Annotated in this window: 17 protein-coding genes; 5 read left to right on the forward strand and 12 right to left on the reverse strand. The window is 45.6% G+C overall.

What is annotated here, in order from left to right; genetic code table 11:
- Positions 1 to 103: 103 nt before the first annotated feature.
- Positions 104 to 394, reverse strand: a complete 291-nt coding sequence (locus AC2TF5_RS23670) for a hypothetical protein (protein WP_491299559.1) — start codon at positions 392 to 394, stop codon at positions 104 to 106.
- Between the two features lie 192 nt (positions 395 to 586).
- Here AC2TF5_RS23670 and AC2TF5_RS23675 point away from each other — a divergent pair, with 192 nt between their 5' ends.
- Both AC2TF5_RS23675 and AC2TF5_RS23680 read left to right on the forward strand, forming a co-directional pair.
- Complete coding sequence (locus AC2TF5_RS23675) at positions 587 to 925, forward strand: PadR family transcriptional regulator (RefSeq protein WP_491299560.1); 339 nt, start codon at positions 587 to 589, stop codon at positions 923 to 925.
- Positions 925 to 1587, forward strand: coding sequence for a DUF1129 family protein (locus AC2TF5_RS23680; protein WP_491299561.1), 663 nt, complete (start codon positions 925 to 927; stop codon positions 1585 to 1587). Before AC2TF5_RS23675 ends, AC2TF5_RS23680 begins: the two co-directional genes overlap by 1 nt.
- Before the next feature lie 256 nt (positions 1588 to 1843).
- On the opposite strand, the gene ilvA is transcribed toward AC2TF5_RS23680, so the two are convergent.
- The 7 genes from ilvA to AC2TF5_RS23715 all read right to left on the reverse strand — a co-directional run bounded on the left by ilvA (position 1844) and on the right by AC2TF5_RS23715 (position 8999).
- A complete protein-coding gene (gene ilvA, locus AC2TF5_RS23685) occupies positions 1844 to 3112 on the reverse strand; it encodes a threonine ammonia-lyase IlvA (protein ID WP_491299562.1) in 1269 nt (422 codons plus the stop codon).
- Between the two features lie 304 nt (positions 3113 to 3416).
- Positions 3417 to 3623: a DUF6199 family natural product biosynthesis protein gene (locus tag AC2TF5_RS23690; protein ID WP_491299563.1), complete on the reverse strand. Its 207-nt coding sequence runs from the start codon at positions 3621 to 3623 to the stop codon at positions 3417 to 3419.
- A gap of 263 nt (positions 3624 to 3886) precedes the next feature.
- Positions 3887 to 4456 (reverse strand): helix-turn-helix domain-containing protein, encoded by a 570-nt coding sequence (locus AC2TF5_RS23695; RefSeq protein WP_491299564.1) that lies wholly within the window; start codon positions 4454 to 4456, stop codon positions 3887 to 3889.
- Between the two features lie 32 nt (positions 4457 to 4488).
- Complete coding sequence (locus AC2TF5_RS23700; protein ID WP_491299565.1) at positions 4489 to 5457, reverse strand: NAD-dependent epimerase/dehydratase family protein; 969 nt, start codon at positions 5455 to 5457, stop codon at positions 4489 to 4491.
- Positions 5458 to 5471: 14 nt separating this feature from the next.
- Entirely contained in the window at positions 5472 to 6665 is a 1194-nt protein-coding gene (locus AC2TF5_RS23705; RefSeq protein ID WP_491299566.1) for a glycine C-acetyltransferase, read from the reverse strand.
- 211 nt (positions 6666 to 6876) lie between these two features.
- Complete coding sequence (locus AC2TF5_RS23710; RefSeq protein ID WP_491299567.1) at positions 6877 to 7491, reverse strand: alpha/beta hydrolase; 615 nt, start codon at positions 7489 to 7491, stop codon at positions 6877 to 6879.
- Between the two features lie 368 nt (positions 7492 to 7859).
- The gene (locus AC2TF5_RS23715) at positions 7860 to 8999 is read right to left on the reverse strand and encodes a serine hydrolase domain-containing protein (protein WP_491299568.1); all 1140 of its coding nucleotides are present in this window, start codon (positions 8997 to 8999) and stop codon (positions 7860 to 7862) included.
- A 310-nt stretch (positions 9000 to 9309) separates the two neighbouring features.
- Between AC2TF5_RS23715 and AC2TF5_RS23720 the strand changes: the two genes are divergently transcribed.
- The gene (locus AC2TF5_RS23720) at positions 9310 to 11451 is read left to right on the forward strand and encodes an alpha-amylase family glycosyl hydrolase (RefSeq protein ID WP_491299569.1); all 2142 of its coding nucleotides are present in this window, start codon (positions 9310 to 9312) and stop codon (positions 11449 to 11451) included.
- Between the two features lie 106 nt (positions 11452 to 11557).
- Here the strand turns inward: AC2TF5_RS23720 and AC2TF5_RS23725 are convergent, their stop codons facing one another.
- Positions 11558 to 12049, reverse strand: a complete 492-nt coding sequence (locus AC2TF5_RS23725; protein ID WP_491299570.1) for a hypothetical protein — start codon at positions 12047 to 12049, stop codon at positions 11558 to 11560.
- A gap of 90 nt (positions 12050 to 12139) precedes the next feature.
- Complete coding sequence (locus tag AC2TF5_RS23730; RefSeq protein WP_491299571.1) at positions 12140 to 13036, reverse strand: LysR family transcriptional regulator; 897 nt, start codon at positions 13034 to 13036, stop codon at positions 12140 to 12142.
- A 155-nt stretch (positions 13037 to 13191) separates the two neighbouring features.
- On the opposite strand from AC2TF5_RS23730, the gene AC2TF5_RS23735 reads away from it, so the two are divergent.
- Positions 13192 to 13941 (forward strand): SDR family NAD(P)-dependent oxidoreductase, encoded by a 750-nt coding sequence (locus AC2TF5_RS23735; protein ID WP_491299572.1) that lies wholly within the window; start codon positions 13192 to 13194, stop codon positions 13939 to 13941.
- Between the two features lie 97 nt (positions 13942 to 14038).
- Here the strand turns inward: AC2TF5_RS23735 and ltrA are convergent, their stop codons facing one another.
- Positions 14039 to 15451, reverse strand: coding sequence for a group II intron reverse transcriptase/maturase (gene ltrA / locus AC2TF5_RS23740; RefSeq protein ID WP_491299573.1), 1413 nt, complete (start codon positions 15449 to 15451; stop codon positions 14039 to 14041).
- Between the two features lie 825 nt (positions 15452 to 16276).
- Here ltrA and AC2TF5_RS23745 point away from each other — a divergent pair.
- A complete protein-coding gene (locus AC2TF5_RS23745; protein WP_491299574.1) occupies positions 16277 to 17065 on the forward strand; it encodes a phosphodiester glycosidase family protein in 789 nt (262 codons plus the stop codon).
- Between the two features lie 134 nt (positions 17066 to 17199).
- Here AC2TF5_RS23745 and AC2TF5_RS23750 read toward each other — a convergent pair whose 3' ends face one another.
- Positions 17200 to 17691 carry a hypothetical protein gene (locus AC2TF5_RS23750; RefSeq protein WP_491299575.1) on the reverse strand — a complete coding sequence of 164 codons (492 nt, stop codon included), beginning with the start codon at positions 17689 to 17691 and terminating at the stop codon, positions 17200 to 17202.
- Between the last annotated feature and the right edge of the window lie 502 nt (positions 17692 to 18193).

Here is an 18193-nt window from a genome sequence, read left to right on the forward strand (position 1 = left end):
TATCTTAGCATTACCTATATGAGTTGTCAACGGGACGGCACAGGACATTTTTGAACCACATCAACAAGCGATATTTATAACATTCAGCTGTCCCTCTTCATCTTTATTCGTAGCTACGGCGGAACATGGAATGTGTCTCCACCCGACCGCTCCAGTTATTCATCCACTCTGCGTCATCCCGCTCATTAATCCAGAGGTTCAAAGCGCTTGCCGTTCCTTCTTCCGTTTCAGCCCCGATAATCCCCTCCGGAGTATCCAAGTCCATGCTACCTGCTGCAAAAGGGTGATCGTCCGGAGTTACAATACCGTTGTCCGTATCGACGCCATCCATTCTTTCCCCTTCTGAAGCCTGTCTTTCTGCCGCTATGCTGCGTGCATTGTACTTTTGTGTCATACGAATGTTCACCCTTTCGTGTGTGGTTGTTCCTGAATGTTCATTCAAGATTGCTTATATTGTTGAGAAGCTGACGGAGAATTATTCTCTTTTTGTCAAAGGTTCACTTTTCTCACACATTAACTTGTAATACAAGATAGATAATTGTAAACTATATTGTATTACAACATACTCAGATCAAAGGAGCTAGCCATGACAACGCAAAGTCAGATGCTAAAAGGGATATTGGAAGGATGCATCCTGTCACTAATGGAAAATCGCGAAGTATATGGATACGAGCTCAGCACCTTGCTTGAACAGAGCGGCTTAACGTTCGTTAGCGAGGGCAGCATTTATCCTCTCCTTCTTCGGATGCAGAAAGAGCAATTGATTGAGGGCACACTCCGTTCAGACGCCGGCTCCGGCGGACCTCCCCGGAAATATTACAACCTGACGGAGAAGGGACAGAACAACTTGTCTCAATTTAAACAGCATTGGGGTACGCTGAAACATAGTGTCGATCACATTTTAGACAACGGAGGAACAAAGTAATGAAGATTAAACAGATGGTCCGTGAAAATAACCGGCTGCAGGAGCAGATGACACCATCCAACTTGAAGTATTATGAAGACATGGTCGTCTATATCCGCACCAGTGCTGTAAATGAAGCCCGGGGTGAAGAGCTTCTGCTCGAGATGGCCCAGCATCTGCTCGATGCCCAGAGCAAGGGCAAAAGTGCGAAAGAAGTCTTCGGCAACGATCCTGAGGCATATTGCGCAGAGCTTGTAGAGAATTTGCCTAAGCTGAAGGGTCTGAGCCAGATCCAGCTTAGTTTGATGATTCCTTGGGTGGCACTAACCTGGTTCTTTTTCGCTCAGGCTCTGGTCGGTTTCTTTACGATGATGACGGGTGGTCATGTGGAGAAAATGTCTCAAGTGCGTATATCCACCCTTCTGCTTGTTGCTGCAGGCTCCTATATTTTGATCAAGCTGGTCATGAACCTGATGAACAAAGATGCCTTCCAGCCAGAAGACAGCAAACGCAAAATCAACATTCGCAACATGGGAATTTATATCGCGGTCGTTGTTGTCATACTGGTTGCAGGGGTTTGGCTTGGCCGCTCTCTTCCCGTTCTCGTTATCCCGCCTTGGGCTAGCCTCGTAATTTTCATCGTCGGTTTGATCGGAACCAAAGTGTTGTTCTCCAGAAAATAAATCGTCTTTACTGGGATCATGATAAAGATAGTCGTAGTAAGAAAAACGTCTATCGACGTACTTCAAAGAAGACAGACCGCATTGTATGGTAGTTTTTCTTGCGAGATAAGGATGTGGTTTACACTGAAGTTTACACTTTCTTATCTCTACAAAAAGAGCCTGCATTCCTTCAAACGGAATGCAGGCTCTTTTTACATGTAGAATCGTATAACGGCAGTATGCCGGTTGTTAGAGTTTATGTCCTGCTCCTCGCGGATCAGATCAGCAGGTTAAACAGGTTCATGTTTTTGTTGAGTTCGGTGTAATCGAGGCCTTTCCGGTTCATCCGCTCGACCAACGGACCGTAATCCTCTGGATACAGCAGCTCAATCCCGACTAGTGCGGGACCATCCTCCTTATTGTGCTTCTTCGTATACTCAAACCGTGCGATATCGTCATTCGGCCCAAGTACTTCCTCCAAAAACTCGCGCAGTGCTCCCGCACGTTGTGGGAAGTTGATCAAGAAATAATGCTTCAAGCCTTCATAGATCAGAGAGCGTTCCTTGATCTCCTGCATACGGTCAATGTCATTGTTACCACCGCTAATAACGCAGACTACATTCTTGCCGCGGATCTTGTCACCATACAGATCCAGGGCTGCTACGGACAAGGCCCCAGCCGGCTCAACCACGATGGCATTCTCATTGTACAACTCCAAGATGGTTGTGCACGCTTTGCCTTCAGGAACCATGACGATATCGTCCAGAAGTTCTTTACAAATTTCATAGGGGAGCTGGCCAACCCTTTTGACAGCGGCACCATCAACGAACTTATCGATCTCGTTAAGCGTAACCACCTCACCGCGTTCCTTGGCTTCAATCATGGAGGCCGCTCCCAACGGTTCAACACCAATCATCTGGGTCATCGGACTGACGGTTTTTACATAAGTTGATACTCCGGCTGCAAGACCGCCACCACCAATGGTGACAAACATATAATCCGCCGGTGCGTCCAACTCTTCCATCACTTCCATCCCGATCGTTCCGCTACCCGCTACAATACGGGGTTCATCGAATGGATGAATGAAGGTCATTCCCTGTTCTTCGCATATCTTAATTGCTTCAGCATACGCATCGTCAAATGTATCTCCGGTCAGAATGACCTCCACGCTGCTCCCACCAAAACGTTTGACCTGTTTCACTTTCTGATTCGGCGTGGTGCTTGGCATATAGATTTTTCCGCGTATGTTAAGCACCTTGCATGAAAAAGCCACACCCTGCGCATGGTTACCAGCACTCGCACATACAATGCCTGCTGCCAGCTCAGCTTCGGTCAAGCTGCGGATCATATTGTAGGCGCCCCGGATCTTAAAGGACCGAACCACCTGTAAATCTTCACGTTTCAAGTACACATTACAGCCGTATTTGGCAGACAGTACCTCATCCCGCTGCAGCGGTGTCCGTATGATCACCTCACGCAGCACGTGGTGAGCGCGTACAATATCCTCCATACCAACTGTTTTTTTCTGAGTTTGCGTCTCTTTCATAATCCCACTCCACTTCGCCGCCCGGGTGGCGGATCGCCTTCCGTCTACCCTTGAACTAGTTTTATTTACCCTATTGTATCACTTTTCATGAAATTTTCTTGGGTCATTTCGCTAGTTGTGAAAAGAGGCTTAGTATATTCGCATGAACTTCCAATCCAAAGGCCAAGGATGAACCGACCTGAATAAACTAATAACCCGCTCCTTTGAGCGGGTTATATAAATATAAAGTTATTGAGCCTGCAGTCTGAAACGTCTGGATCATTAACTACACCTGAAAAGCTAACCTTGGATTGGAGTTCTACGATTAATTCACTGGAATAACTCCAAACATGATAATTATTACACCCATTATTGAACATACTACTCCGCCATACCGAGTATAAGATAATTGGACATCGCTTTGTTCAAAAACATCATCGATTCTTCTAAACAACCATGATTCTGGATTTTTGTTAGCAAACAAGCCAACAGCAATTACAGCAAGACCAAGCATAATCGGAAAAATGGACATTTGATCAACTCCTTTAGAGATAAATACGCAATACCTGACCTGACTTTACTTCTTTTCCCCTTACATCCTTAATCCTCCTGTAAGCAGTTTCATAACAATTTTATTCTCTTAGTTATTTATTTTCCCTTCTTTTAACTAAGAAATATGTTCCATTTCTACTGGATGTTTCTAAGTAAATCCACAAAACAAAAAAACGCAACCATAAATGGCCGCGTTTCTTAAAGTAATTCGTATTTTTCAAGGATGCTAATACAGAAGGTCATTTAACGACGAGCTGCAGCATCCGCATAGAAGATAATGGTGTAAAATTTCGTGGTCTTCTTGCCCGGATTACGATATCGATGCGGCCGGTTAGCAGAGAAATGAACGGAATTTCCGGCAGGAATCGTATAACTTTCGACTTCACGCCAGAGTTCAAGTTCCCCCTCATGTACAAAAATATATTCCTCGACGCCATCATTATGTGCCTCAGACCCATGGTCACACCCCGGATCCATCACCACCATATAAGACTCAAATTTGGTACGCAGATTATAAGAAAACAGCGGATAAACCCGGTAAGCGCCCTCTGCCTCATGAAAAGGCTCCACCTCATCAGGCGACACCACGGTCACTTCAGTTTCCGACTCCTCAATGAGTGTGGTGAATGAAATGCCCAGTCCGCTAACGATTCGCCACAATACGGAAATCGTCGGGTTTGAATCTCCGCGTTCGATTTGTCCTAGCATCGCTTTGCTTACACCGGTCAACTCGGCTACATTATCAAGGCTTAAGCCCCGTGATTTACGAATCGCTTGTAAATTTCTCCCTACCTTTTTATGAATGGGTTCCAATCGAACAATATCCTCCTTCTGATCCTAAGCGGTTAACTGATCTTGCTCTGATCAGCCTGCAGCTTCACCATAAGCTTTGACACCATATCATCGGTCATATGGTTCAAATCATATTGTACATCAAATCCCCATTCTTCGCGTGCTGCCGTTGCATCAATGGAATCCGGCCATTCGTTAGCGATGGCTTGGCGGACCGGATCCACATCATAATCAAGCGTAAATTCCGGAATATGGCGGCGGATGTTGGCGGCAATTGCTTCAGGATCAACACTCATCGCCGTTACATTAAAGGCATTACGATGCTTCAGCTTGGAAGAGTCTGCCTCCATGAGTGTAATAACAGCTTGGATAGCGTCCGGCATGTACATCATATCAAGGTATGTCCCTTTATTAATATAAGAAGTATAGCTCCCACTGCTTATAGCAGATCCATACATATCAACCGCGTAATCGGTTGTTCCTCCTCCCGGAGGCGCTGAGTGAGAGATCAACCCCGGAAAACGTAAGCCACGGGTGTCCACTCCATATTTATGGTAATAGTAATCACATAGCAGCTCACCGGCAACCTTGCTGACGCCATACATTGTTAGAGGACGTTGCAGCGTGTCCTGCGGTGTGGCATTTTTGGGGGTGTCCGATCCAAATGCTGCTATGGAGCTCGGTGTAAAGAACTGGCAGGACAACGCTCGCGCCGTCTCCAGACCGCTTAACAAACCGCCCATGTTCAGGCGCCAAGCAAGCGCTGGATCTGACTCCGCTTTGGCGGACAAAAGTGCTGCAAGGTGAATAATGGTATCCGCCTTGTGCTCCCTTGCCGCCTCATAAAATACAGCGTTATCCGTTACATCTAATGTTCTAAAAGGTCCTGACTGTACCGTTTCATGATGGATCTGGCGGATATCTGTCGCGAGTACGGCTTCTTCGCCGTAGATTTGCCGCAATTTCGCCACCAAATCACAACCGATCTGACCGAGCGCACCTGTTACCATAATCCGTTTCATTGTTTCGTGCCCCCTTAACGAACCAGACCCAGTTCGCGTCCGATGGTTTCATATGCGGAGAGTGCGCGATTGAGCATCTCCCTAGTATGCATAGCGGTAGGCATGTTACGAACTCTTCCTGTCCCTTTCGGTACTGTCGGGAACACAATCGCTTTGGCATATACGCCTTCTTCGTACAATCTGATGCTGAACTTTTGTGTTGTCACTTCGTCCCCGATGATGCAAGGTGTTATCGGAGTTTCCGTAGACCCGATAGAATAACCAAGATTTTTGAGCCCTTCCTGCAGGTATCTAGTGTTCTCCCAGAGCTTGGTTTGAAGCTCCTTACTGTTCTGAAGAATGTCAACAGCGGTAATACAAGCGGCAACAGTGCCTGGAGGCAGTGCCGTTGAGAACAGGAACGGTCGGCTGCGGACCTTGAGCCAATCAACCAGATCACGTGATCCGGCAACATACCCTCCGACCACACCGACAGCCTTGGACAAAGTTCCGATCTGAATATCCACTCTGTCCGACAATCCAAAATGCTTCACGGTACCTGCTCCGTCCCCAAGAACACCAGAGCCGTGGGCATCATCTACATATGTGATAAGATCATAGGCTTCTGCAATCTCTACAATTTCCGGAAGTTTCGCAATGTCGCCATCCATCGAGAACACACCATCGGTAATAACCATGATTTTGCCATATTGCCCGGACTCTCTCGCTTCTTTCGCTTTGGTCCGCAAATCTTCCATATCCGAGTGGTTATAACGAATAACCTTCGCTTTAGTTAAACGGCAGCCATCGATGATAGACGCGTGGTTTAATTCATCGGATAGTATCGCATCACCAGCCCCCATCACAGCTGAGATCGCCGCCATGTTACAATTAAAGCCGGATTGAAACGTAAGTACCGCTTCCGTTCCTTTGAATTGTGCAAGCTTCTCCTCAAGCTCAACATGAAGCGTTAGCGTTCCGTTAATAGAGCGGACAGCACCGCTTCCCGTACCAAAATCGTTTGTTGCCCGGATGGCCGCTTCCTTCAATCGCTCGTCATTCGCAAGGCCCAGATAGTTATTGGAGGATAGATTCACAAATTCACGGCCCTGAATGGTGATCAATGGACCATTCGGACTTTCAAGAGGCTGGATCGTATTATAGAGTCCCTGCCCCTTGAGTTCTGTAAGATTCTGCTGTAAGAAAGCGCTTAACGAATGACTTGGCATTAAAATTCCCTCCCATGGGTATGGATCTCAAACGAACCCTTTTAATTACAATTTCATTGTATGCAAAATATTACACTTATGCAATATACCGCACAAAGATATGTTATATTAGATTCCCGCCCAATTGAAAACGGTTTCGTAAGCTGCATAGAAAAAGAGAAGAAGGCATGTTCTTCCCTCTTCTCTATGGACGCTCTATTTCAGCCGAAGTTTATGCAAACTTCTCCTTGAACCAGGCCGCCGCGGCCACCACCTCAGTACGGCTCAGCTGGTGTCCGCCATGCTCCCAATGAACATTAGTGTCAGCACCGGCTCCGGTCAATAGCGAAGCAAGATCCTCTGTTTCCTGTGGAGGGCACATCATATCGCGCTGTCCCGCTGCAATAAACACCGGTACACCTGCCAGATCCGGCAGCTCTTTATCTCTCAGCGGCACCATCGGGTGATGCAGTACAGCACCCTGCAGCGTACCCCCGTAATGAAATAGTAGGCTGGCTGCGATATTCGCGCCGTTGGAATATCCTACAGCAACTACACGGCTCCGGTCGAAGCCGTATTGTACTGCCGCATCATCGATAAAAGCCTTTAAATCCTTCGTACGCTGGATCAGATCCTCTACATCAAATACCCCTTCAGACAATCTCCTGAAAAAGCGTGGCATGCCGTTTTCCAGTACATTTCCCCGGACGCCAAGCAGATTTGAAGTCGGGGAGATGATCTCCCCGAGCGGTAGAAGATCCTGCTCATTCCCGCCAGTACCATGAAGCAGCAGCAGAGTTTGGGCCTCAGCCGACGTTCCCTGCCGGTAAATATGACGATGCTCCATACTAAATATCTCCTTTCAGAACTTGTATCCTGAACATAACTACCCTTAGTATTATTATCCTAACAGCTCTTGATATTATCTTAACATTAAGATTCTTCATTCTATATTACCATTTTTGAAGAAAAACGCAACCCGTATCAACCATCTTGCTATTTATCTTTATTAATAGGAAAAGACCCTCCAAACCCATGGAAGGTCTTCTCTCTTCTTTATATATCTTATCTATAAATACCGTACGTGTTCCCCCGTAACTCCCTTATTATATCAAAAGATAAATCTTGTGTCAGCTTATGTTTTGGGTGTTATCACAAAAATTTCTCAGTTCATTTAGACATTGTTCCATATCGAGTATTACATCTAATCTAGAATCAGGTTCTTACCGCAGCCGTTAACGCGTTGTGCACACGAGCCCGAAGGGATGCAACACTTCCGCTACGCCCTCCATAGACCCGATTCGTCAGCAGAACGACAGCGAGATCATGATCGGGATCAATCCACAGACTCGTGCCGGTAAACCCCGTGTGTCCATAGCTTCTTGCACTCATCCAATCGCCGGATGCATCCATCCGGTCTCCCTTAAGAACCCAACCGAGACCCCTGTTTGCGTCTGGAATTCCGGTGGTATGACTTTGTATGGACATTCCCACTGCAGCCCGGGACAAGATACGCCGGCATTGTGCACTTCCCGAAGGAGTAGAGGAATCATCCGGGACCAGACCTCCTTCCTGCCACATCCGCGCATAGCGTGTTAGATCACCCGCACTTGCGAACAGTCCGGCGTGCCCGCACGCCCCTCCTAACGCCCGTGCTTTCTCATCATGCACGACTCCACATAAATGTCCCCCAAACTCGTCGTCATACTCTGTTGCCGCACATCGACTCTTGGAATCAAGAATCGGAGAAAACGCGGTATTTTTCATTCCCAGTGGCTCAAAAATCCGGATTCTAGCAGCTTCATCAATCGGCATTCCGAGCACTTCCTCAATAAGGCGTCCTAGTATCAAATAACCCAAATCACTGTATACAACTGCAGTCTGCGGCTCTCTCTGGAGCGCCACTTGGTTTATAGTCTCCCACATCCGTTCCATGCTCCAGCCGTGTGAATGTAGGTCCATATCCGCCTGTAAGCCGGACGTATGGGTCAACAACTGTCCGACCGTTACATCTTCCTTACCCGCAGCTCCAAATTCAGGAAGCCACGATGATATCGCGGTTCCAAGCGCTAAAATCCCTTCGTCAATAAGACTCAGAACAAGCGGCAGTGTAACTACAACTTTGGTTAACGACGCACAATCATACAGCGTGTCCTTGTCCACATGCATTCGTTGTTCTGGATTGGCGTAACCGGTTGTATACATCCATTCCCGACCGCGGTGCACAACTGCAAGCACCGCCCCCGGTGTAATACCGGCTTCAATTTCTCGATCAATGGCTCTGCAAGCTGCCTTTACACTATCCGATTCAAGCCCGAGTGTTTCCGCACCATCTTCAATATAATCAAGTGACATCGTGAACCTCCTTCATTTAATTTCGTATTCGCCTGTTATTTTAAGTCTTCTCGTCATATTTTAACAGCTGCATTGACAATTGAATACGCTTCCATATAAAATGTTCTTGAAATCAGCAATTCATAGAATTTAAGGGCTATGCCTTCTCTAACCTTAACGGTTAAGAACAACCCCGGTTTCTCATTTTGAGATACCGGGGTTTTTTGTAACTTTTTATGGAGGTGATGCAGTCAAGCTGTTTTTTCACCGGATGCAAATTTTTCAACATATCCACTGCGAAACTACATTTTATCAAAGGAGGTATTAACCAATGAACAAGTTCACCAAGATAACAGCCGTATTAACCCTCGCTTTATCCCTTTCATTCAGTATGTTTACAACCACTCAAGCGGCACCTGATACTGCTGTATCCAACAAACAGAATTTCAGCACGGACGTTATTTATCAAATCTTTACGGACCGCTTCTCGGATGGCAATACTGCCAACAACCCAACGGGGTCAGCCTTTGATGGAACATGCACCAATCTGAGACTGTACTGCGGCGGCGATTGGCAAGGTATCATCAACAAGATTAACGACGGTTATCTCACCGGTATGGGCATCACCGCGATCTGGATCTCACAGCCGGTGGAGAATATTTATAGCGTGATCAACTATTCCGGTGTCAACAACACCGCCTATCATGGTTATTGGGCAAGGGATTTCAAGAAAACGAATCCGGCCTATGGCACAATAGCAGATTTTAATAATCTCATTGCTGCCGCCCATGCTAAGAACATCAAAGTCATCATAGACTTCGCACCGAATCATACATCACCTGCTTCCTCCGACCAACCTTCATTCGCAGAGAACGGCAGACTCTACAACAACGGCACTCTACTCGGCGGCTATACGAACGATACCCAAAATTTGTTTCACCATAATGGAGGTACCGACTTTTCCACCACCGAAAACGGCATCTACAAGAACCTCTATGATCTTGCCGATCTGAATCATAACAACAGCACGATTGATACATATATGAAAGATGCAATCAAAATGTGGCTTGATCTTGGCATTGACGGTATCCGGGTTGACGCTGTGAAGCACATGCCTTTCGGCTGGCAAAAAAACTTCATGTCCTCCATCAATAACTACAAACCCGTGTTTACTTTCGGTGAATGGTTCTTAGGTGTAAATGAGGTCAGCGCAGAAAATCATAAATTCGCGAACGAAACCGGCATGAGTCTGCTCGATTTTCGCTTTGCCCAAAAGGTTCGTCAGGTGTTCCGGGACAACACGGACACTATGTATGGCTTAAAATCCATGTTGGAAGGCTCGGCCAATGACTATGCCCAAGTGGATGATCAGGTTACCTTCATCGATAACCACGACATGGAGCGTTTCCACGACTCCAGCGCGAATAAGCGCAAGCTTGAGCAAGCACTCGCCTTTACGCTTACCTCTCGGGGTGTTCCTGCCATTTACTATGGAACGGAACAGTACATGTCTGGTGGAACAGACCCGAACAACCGGGCACGGATTCCTTCATTCTCAACAAGCACAACCGCATACAATGTCATTAAAAAACTCGCTCCTTTACGCAAATCAAATCCAGCCATTGCCTACGGCTCCACGCAAGAGCGCTGGATCAATAACGATGTTCTTATATTTGAGCGTAAATTCGGCAGCAGCGTCGCTGTTGTAGCGGTCAACCGCAACCTAACGTCCTCTGCTTCCATCACCAGCCTTGCCACGTTCCTTCCTGCAGGAACATACGCTGATGTGCTCGGCGGCACACTAAACGGTAGCACAATTACCGCCCTTAGCGGCGGTGCCGTTAACAACTTTACGCTCGCCGCAGGCGCAGCGGCTGTATGGCAGTACACAACGGATCAGTCTACACCGATTATCGGTCATGTCGGTCCGATGATGGCTAAGACAGGCACAACGGTCACCATTGACGGAAGGGGCTTCGGATCAACCAAAGGAACGGTCTATTTCGGCACAACAGCTGTAACAGGAAGCAGCATCACTACATGGGAAGACAGCCAGATTCAAGTGAAAATCCCAGCGGTGACGCCAGGACTATATAACATCAAAATCGCGAATTCAGCCGGAACTGCAAGCAATGTGTATGATAACTTCGAAATTCTAACCGGCGATCAGGTCAGTGTCCGATTTGTCGTGAACAACGCAACCACTGTTCCTGGTCAAAATGTTTACCTCACAGGCAATGTAAGTGAAATGGGCAATTGGGAACCGGCCAAGGCAATAGGCCCAATATACAATCAAGTTATCTACAGTTATCCGACTTGGTACTATGACGTCAGTGTTCCTGCAGGTAAAACAATTGAATTCAAGTTTCTGAAAAAGAACGGCTCTACGGTTACATGGGAAGGCGGTGCCAACCATTCTTTCACTGCCCCAACCAGCGGTACCGCAACCGTCAACGTAAACTGGCAGCCGTAATCGAGTAGCAGGGGGCGACAAGTTCACAGTATGGTTACCGTTAATGCTACGACTTGGACTTAAGATGAACCGTTAGATTTAGAAGTAAATATTTGTGTTTAAACATCTAGTTCTGAATTGAAGATATTTTCCATTCTCCATTTTCCTTCACCATAAAATAGATTTTTGCGACTGTACTGACACTCTTTTCTGGATCTGCTAAGACAATGTCTGATTGATCAACAAAAACCTCCGCGCTATTATCAGAAATAAAATTAAACTTTGGTGAATCGAGTGATACTGTAATACTTAGAACATGTACATCAGAATAATCATCATTTTTACCGGGGTAGTCTTTAGAGTACAAGGTTATAATTCCTGGGATATCATCCAAGAGACTATATTTCATTGAGGCGTTTAATGTGTTGATAATTTTTAATTCATCCCCAGAAAAATTACCAGTTTCTATATAATGAGGTGATACATTTTCTTGATCAAGAACTTCTTGAATGTTCAAAGATGTATCATTTGGCTGTTGTCGTTCATTGTTATCGCTCTTGGCACTGCAGCCTACAATTAAAGCCACACACAATATCAACAACCCAAAAATTTTCCTCATCTCGCAACCACCTTTTGGTAATACTTTATAATTAGACGTAGAGCAGTTCCGGAATTCCGGACTGCTCTTCTTTTTATTCTATACGCGATTCTACAATTCGTATTTAAGCTTATTCATAAATCTTTTGGAAATATGGGATGTGTTCTTTCCTTTGGGACTAACCCATCCGTAATATACCGGCTCCTGTCTCGGCAGATCTAAATCAACCGTAACGATATTATTGACTCTATTATCATCGTAGCCATGGAATGAATAGTCGAGTCCGAGGGTTATTGCCAGACCCTCATTAACTGCATTATCAATAGCCTGCGTATTATTAGTGATGAACAGAATATCCAGGTTTCCGTACACGGATATGAAATCTGTAACAATATCCCGAATCTGTTCATCATCGTACAAGACAAACGTCTGGTTGACCAGCTGATCCGGAGTAACGGATTTCTTAAGCGATAATGGGGATCTGCTGTTTACGCCAACGACGATTTTCCCCTCCAATAGCCGTTCAAAAGATAATGCTTTGTACTTCCGCATCACATTTTCAGTTAGGACGATTAATCCGGCGTCGATGTGATTGTGCTCAATATCATGCAAAATCTCCTTCGGTCCTTTTTCATAAACTTCAATCTTCACATTCGGATTTTCCCTCTTGAATTTTGCGATGACGTCCACCAGAAGATGCATGGGACCCGGAATGGTTGCGATTTTAAGCCTACCGCTTAATGCATTGCTGAACGATTGTGCCTCTTCCCTCAACTCATGGAGCTTCATCAGCACATCATTTGCTTTTTGGATAATAACCTGCCCTTCCGCGGTAGGTGTAGCGACTGATCCCCGGGACCTCGTAAACAAGGTGATTCCTAATTCCGCTTCCATCGCTGAAATCGATTGGCTGATCGCCGATAATGTGACATGGGATTGCTGAGCGGCGCTTGTCAATGAACCGGTTTTGGCCACTTGTACGATATACTCCATTTGCTCAAGATTCAAGTCCCCACCTCAATTTAATTCAATTTAACTTAACTAAACCTAATTATATTTAATTTTTAATTAATACTACTCAATGTTACCATAATAATAGATTAAGAAAACCTATTCATTATTATTTCTAGTCACATGAATTATATATTAAGGAGGAATATCGAATGTCTAATAAAAGAGTTGCTGTCATTACCGGTGCTGCCAGTGGAATCGGAAAAGAAACCGCATTGAAATTTGCAAGCAAGGGCGATCAGGTCGTTGTAGCGGATTTCAATGAAGCTGCAGGAAACGAAACGGTTGCACAAATTCAAGCTGCGGGTGGAGAAGCTATCTTTGTCAAAACGGATGTGTCCAAGTATGAAGACGTGGAAGCACTGGTCGAGAAAGCTGTAGAAACCTTTGGCAGAATCGATATCATGTTCAACAATGCCGGTATCGGACGTATTACTCCCGTACTGGATCAGAATCTCGCTGACTACCACACTGTCATTAATGTCAACCAACATGGTGTGGCTCACGGTATTATTGCAGCTGGTAAAAAAATGCGCGAGTTGTCTATCAAAGGTGTAATCATCAATACAGCTTCGGTATTCGGCTTCCTTGCGTCTCCCGGTACGTTTGCTTATCACGCTTCCAAAGGTGCCGTCATCATGATGACTAAATCTGCTGCACTTGAAATGGCTCCATACGGCATCCGTGTTGTTGCAGTAGCTCCTGGCGCGGTGGATACTCCTATCATTCAAGGTTATAAAGATAATGGTATGGTAGAATCGATGAAATCTAAAGTTATGGGTAACAAACTAACGAACCCGGAACAGATTGCCGACTCCGTATACCTGCTGACTCTTCCTGAAGCCAGTGCCATCAACGGCAGTGTGGTCATGGCTGACGAAGGTTACGCTTCGTTTAAATAAATGGATTAACAACAATTTTACGTCGAATTAATATGACATGATTGGTAATTCCCAAGGCAGTAGATAATTATTTTGCAATCGAGTAGGAGGCTACCCATTAGTTGAGTAGCCGACCTCTCACACCACCGTACGTACCGTTCGGTATACGGCGGTTCAATCGTTTAAGTGCATTGACGTAGACGCTCGTACTGAGCAGGAAGTCATAATACCCTGCCTGTGCGAGCTTTTCATTTGTAACAGAGCGTTGCAATATCGCGCTTCCGGCAATGCGCCAGTAACCCAGCCGGGTGTTTCCCCATGGGTAGGCCTGTCCCTCCGGCACTCCCAGCTTCCGCAAGTTCTGTATCTTCGTTCTCGGCCTCTTCCATTGCTTCCAGATATACATACGCATCCGCCTTCGCAGCCATTCATTCCAGCTTTGCAGGATTCGCTTCATGTCGGCTACATAGAAATAACCGATCCATCCGCGAATGTAGACCTTTACGTTTTCCATCACCTGCCGGGCACTCCTGCCTTGACTCCGCCTCGTTAGCTCTTTCAGCTTCCTCTTTGCCTTTGCAAGGGATTGTTGATGTACACGAATATACACGCCGTTTCCGTTCTTCCCCAAAGCAAAGCCGAGGAATTTGAAACGCTTCTGCGCCACTACGCTAACTACCTTGCTTTTCTGCGTATTCATCTTGAGCCTTAGCTTGTTCTCCAGATACGTCCGGCAGGATTCCAGTAGCCGAGTCGCTGCCCGTCTGCTTCTCGCCAGCACCACAATGTCATCTGCATAGCGAATGACCTTCACGCCCCGGCTTTTCATCTCCTGATCGAATTCGTTCAGATAGATGTTGGCCAATAACGGCGACAAAGGACCACCCTGAGGAGAGCCTTCTTCTGTTTCGCGGCGTACCCCGTTTTCCATGACTCCGCTTTTCAGGTACTTTTTAATCAGGTTGATTACGCGCTTGTCATCAATTTGTTTCCGCAGGAGGTTCATCAACAGCTCATGGTTCAGCGTGTCGAAGTACTTCGAGAGGTCAATTTCTACCGCGTGGCCCCATCCCTGCTCCGCATAAGCTTTCACTTTTCGGATCGCCTGCTGCGCGCTCCGCCCTGGGCGGTAGCCGTAGCTTCCATCCGAGAAAAGTGGCTCAAACCGCGGTTGCAACTGCTGAGCGATGGCTTGCTGGATGATGCGATCCACGACCGTAGGAATGCCGAGCTTTCTCACTCCGCTTCCATCTGGTTTGGGGATTTCCTTGCGCCGCACCGGGCTTGGCTTGTAGCTTCCCTCCCGGATGCTTTGCAGAAGCTCCTCTCTGTTTTCCTGCAGCCACGGCAGTGCCGCTTCGATGGTCATTCCATCGATTCCCGGCGCTCCATGATTGCGTTTGACCTGCTTGTACGCCCGGTTCAGATTCTCTCTGTTCAGGATGCGTTCCATCAGATCGATTGCACCGTCTCTTTCTCTCCCTTCCCGAGCTTCGATGCTCCGCGCTCCTGCATACTCTTCGCGTTCCACGCTATCCCTTTGCCGGCAGCCCTTTCGGTATTCTGCTTTCATCGCATCGATTCTCCTTTCAGCATGTACTCGAGACTTACGATTGTTCAGCCCTTCCCGTAAAAAAAAACGGTACTATGGCTTCTGCTGACCTCTCACAGCAAGCTTTACTCCGCTTTCGGATTTTTTTTCCTACTCTACGTCTGTGAGATCTCCCCTGGTAAGAGCGATAACCTTCCCCTCATCTATCTGCCACATTTACATCATGGGATTCGGGCAGTATTGGACTTTGCTTTGTATAGCAAGCTCGCCCGTCCCATCATGCCTTCTATGTGATTTCTGTTCGTCAGACCGAGGGTTTGCCTCCGGCTTCCTTCAGATTCCGCCTCGCAGCGGACACCCTTGCCTTTGGCTAACAGTTCCTACTGCCAAGTCTGTAGCGGACTTTCACCGCCAAGTTATCGCCCATGCCGGGCGCACATCAAAAGAGACCACAATGTTGTGGTCTCTTAAAGTTATCGACGCCCTCTTAGCTGACCCTATTTTATCGTTTCTGTGTCACTCTCTATTGCTTGATTGCCATGTTGATTTGATCATATCGGAGAGAATCCCGCGCCATCTACCTCATCAACCATCGTCCTCGCAAATGTCTAGGTTGGAAATCTGCCCACGAAGCTTTTATGGATGAACTGGCTTGTCGCAGTTGTTAATTTCAAGACATTTTTCACTGTATAGAGTAAGACACTGATGACAAAGAAAATTAGAGAATTCGGGTAGAGGTTCCCTAAATTTCTTCACTTCCCTGTTATCAGTGTCAATCTAAAAACTCTAGTGAGGTGCTGAAAAATGTCAGAAGCGAAATATGTAAGTACAACACATGGCGGTAAAGCAGTACGGTATATTGAGGCCGATTTGGATGCCATTAAAGTTGAAAGTATCTCTGGTAAAAGCGTTGAAAACTCCAATAAATATGGTATAAATGGTACGTTCTTCTCCTCAACTACATTGGTCGGTGTCGCAGTCAATCGGATGTCGAATGGATTAGCTGCCAAGGTTGCTAATAATGGCGATGCAACAACGGGCGTATCCTATAACGGAAAAGTTTATCCTTCTAAGAGGGGAACGATGTACTATTTCGATCCATCTGCTGGTGTTGTTTTCTTTGATACAATGCCGGTTGCGAATTACCTGGACTACCCTAAATCATCCACAAGTAATGTGAAATGGGCTATTGGGGGATACAGCTTGCATCCAACAAAATCTTACAGTACCTCAGCAGATTACTATACAGATATTAACGGTACTGGTGCAACCACTAAGGAGCCAACTGCTAACTCAGAAAATGCATACCGGTTTTCACCTCAAAGTGTCACAGCAAGAACAGCTATTGGTTACCGTTATGTGAATTCGAAAAGAAAAATCGTTTTGGCTGTCTTTGATAGTCAAAACGCTTGGAACGTCCGTGAATTTATGAAAGATCTCGGTTGCACATTTGCAATCATGCTCGATGGTGGCGGATCTTCTCAAATCCGTTATAAATCTGGTGGTAATAATGGCTTCTGGTGCCCTAAACCAGATCAACCAATGCGATCAGTTCACAGTATGGTTACCGTTGATGCTACGACTTGGACTTAAGATGAACCGTTAGATTTAGAAGTAAATACTTGTGCTGAATAACAAGAAGAGAGGGAGTTTAGCTCCCTCTTTTTCTTACAAAGCTGATGTTATTAATGTATGTCTATGTCTCGCCGTTGTTCCTGTTTAAACATCTAGTTTTGAATTGAAGATATTTTCCATTCTCCATTTTCCTTCACCATATAATAGATTTTTGCGACTGTACTGATACTCTTTTCTGGATCTGCTAAGACAATGTCTGATCGATCAACAAAAACCTCCACGCTATTATCAGAAGTAAAATTAAACTTTGGTGAATCGAGTGATACTATAATACTTAGAACATGTACATCAGAATAATCATCATTTTTACCGGGATAGTCTTCAGAATACAAAGTTATAATTCCTGGGATATCATCCAAGAGACTATATTTCATTGACTCGTTTAATGTGTTGATAATTTTTAATTCATCCCCAGAAAAATTACCGGTTTCTATATAATGAGGTGATACATTTTCTTGATCAAGAACTTCTTGAATGTTCAAAAATGTATCATTTTGCTGTTGTCGTTCATTGTTATCACTCTTGGTACTGCAACCTACAATTAAAGCCAAACACAACATCAACAACCCGAAATTTTTCCACATCTCGCAACCACCTTTTGGTAATATTTTATAATTAGACGTAATTTCTTGAACAAAGGTTTGATTTAGAACTGCACAAATTTGCAATAGCAGCCGTTATTAATAGATTGATAAGTCACGACATTTCCCGAATGGCAGCCGTAACATGATAAGAGCAGTTCCGGAATTCCGGACTGCTCTTTCTTTATATTCTATAGGCGATATCACAATTCGTATTTAAGCTTATTCATAAATCTTTTGGAAATATGGGATGTGTTCTTTCCTTTGGGACTAACCCATCCGTAATATACCGGATCCTGTCCCGGCAGATCTAAATCACCGTAATAGCCTGTGTATTATTAGTTATAAACAAAATATCCAGGTTCCGTACACGGATATGAAGTCTATAACAATATCCCGAATCTGTTCATCATCGTACAAGACAAACGTCTGGTTGACCAGCTGATCAGGAGTAGCGGATTTCTTTTCGGTGGAAATCGCCCTACTACTTTCATATCCATTGCCC

It is taken from the genome of Paenibacillus sp. JNUCC 34, assembly GCF_058269055.1.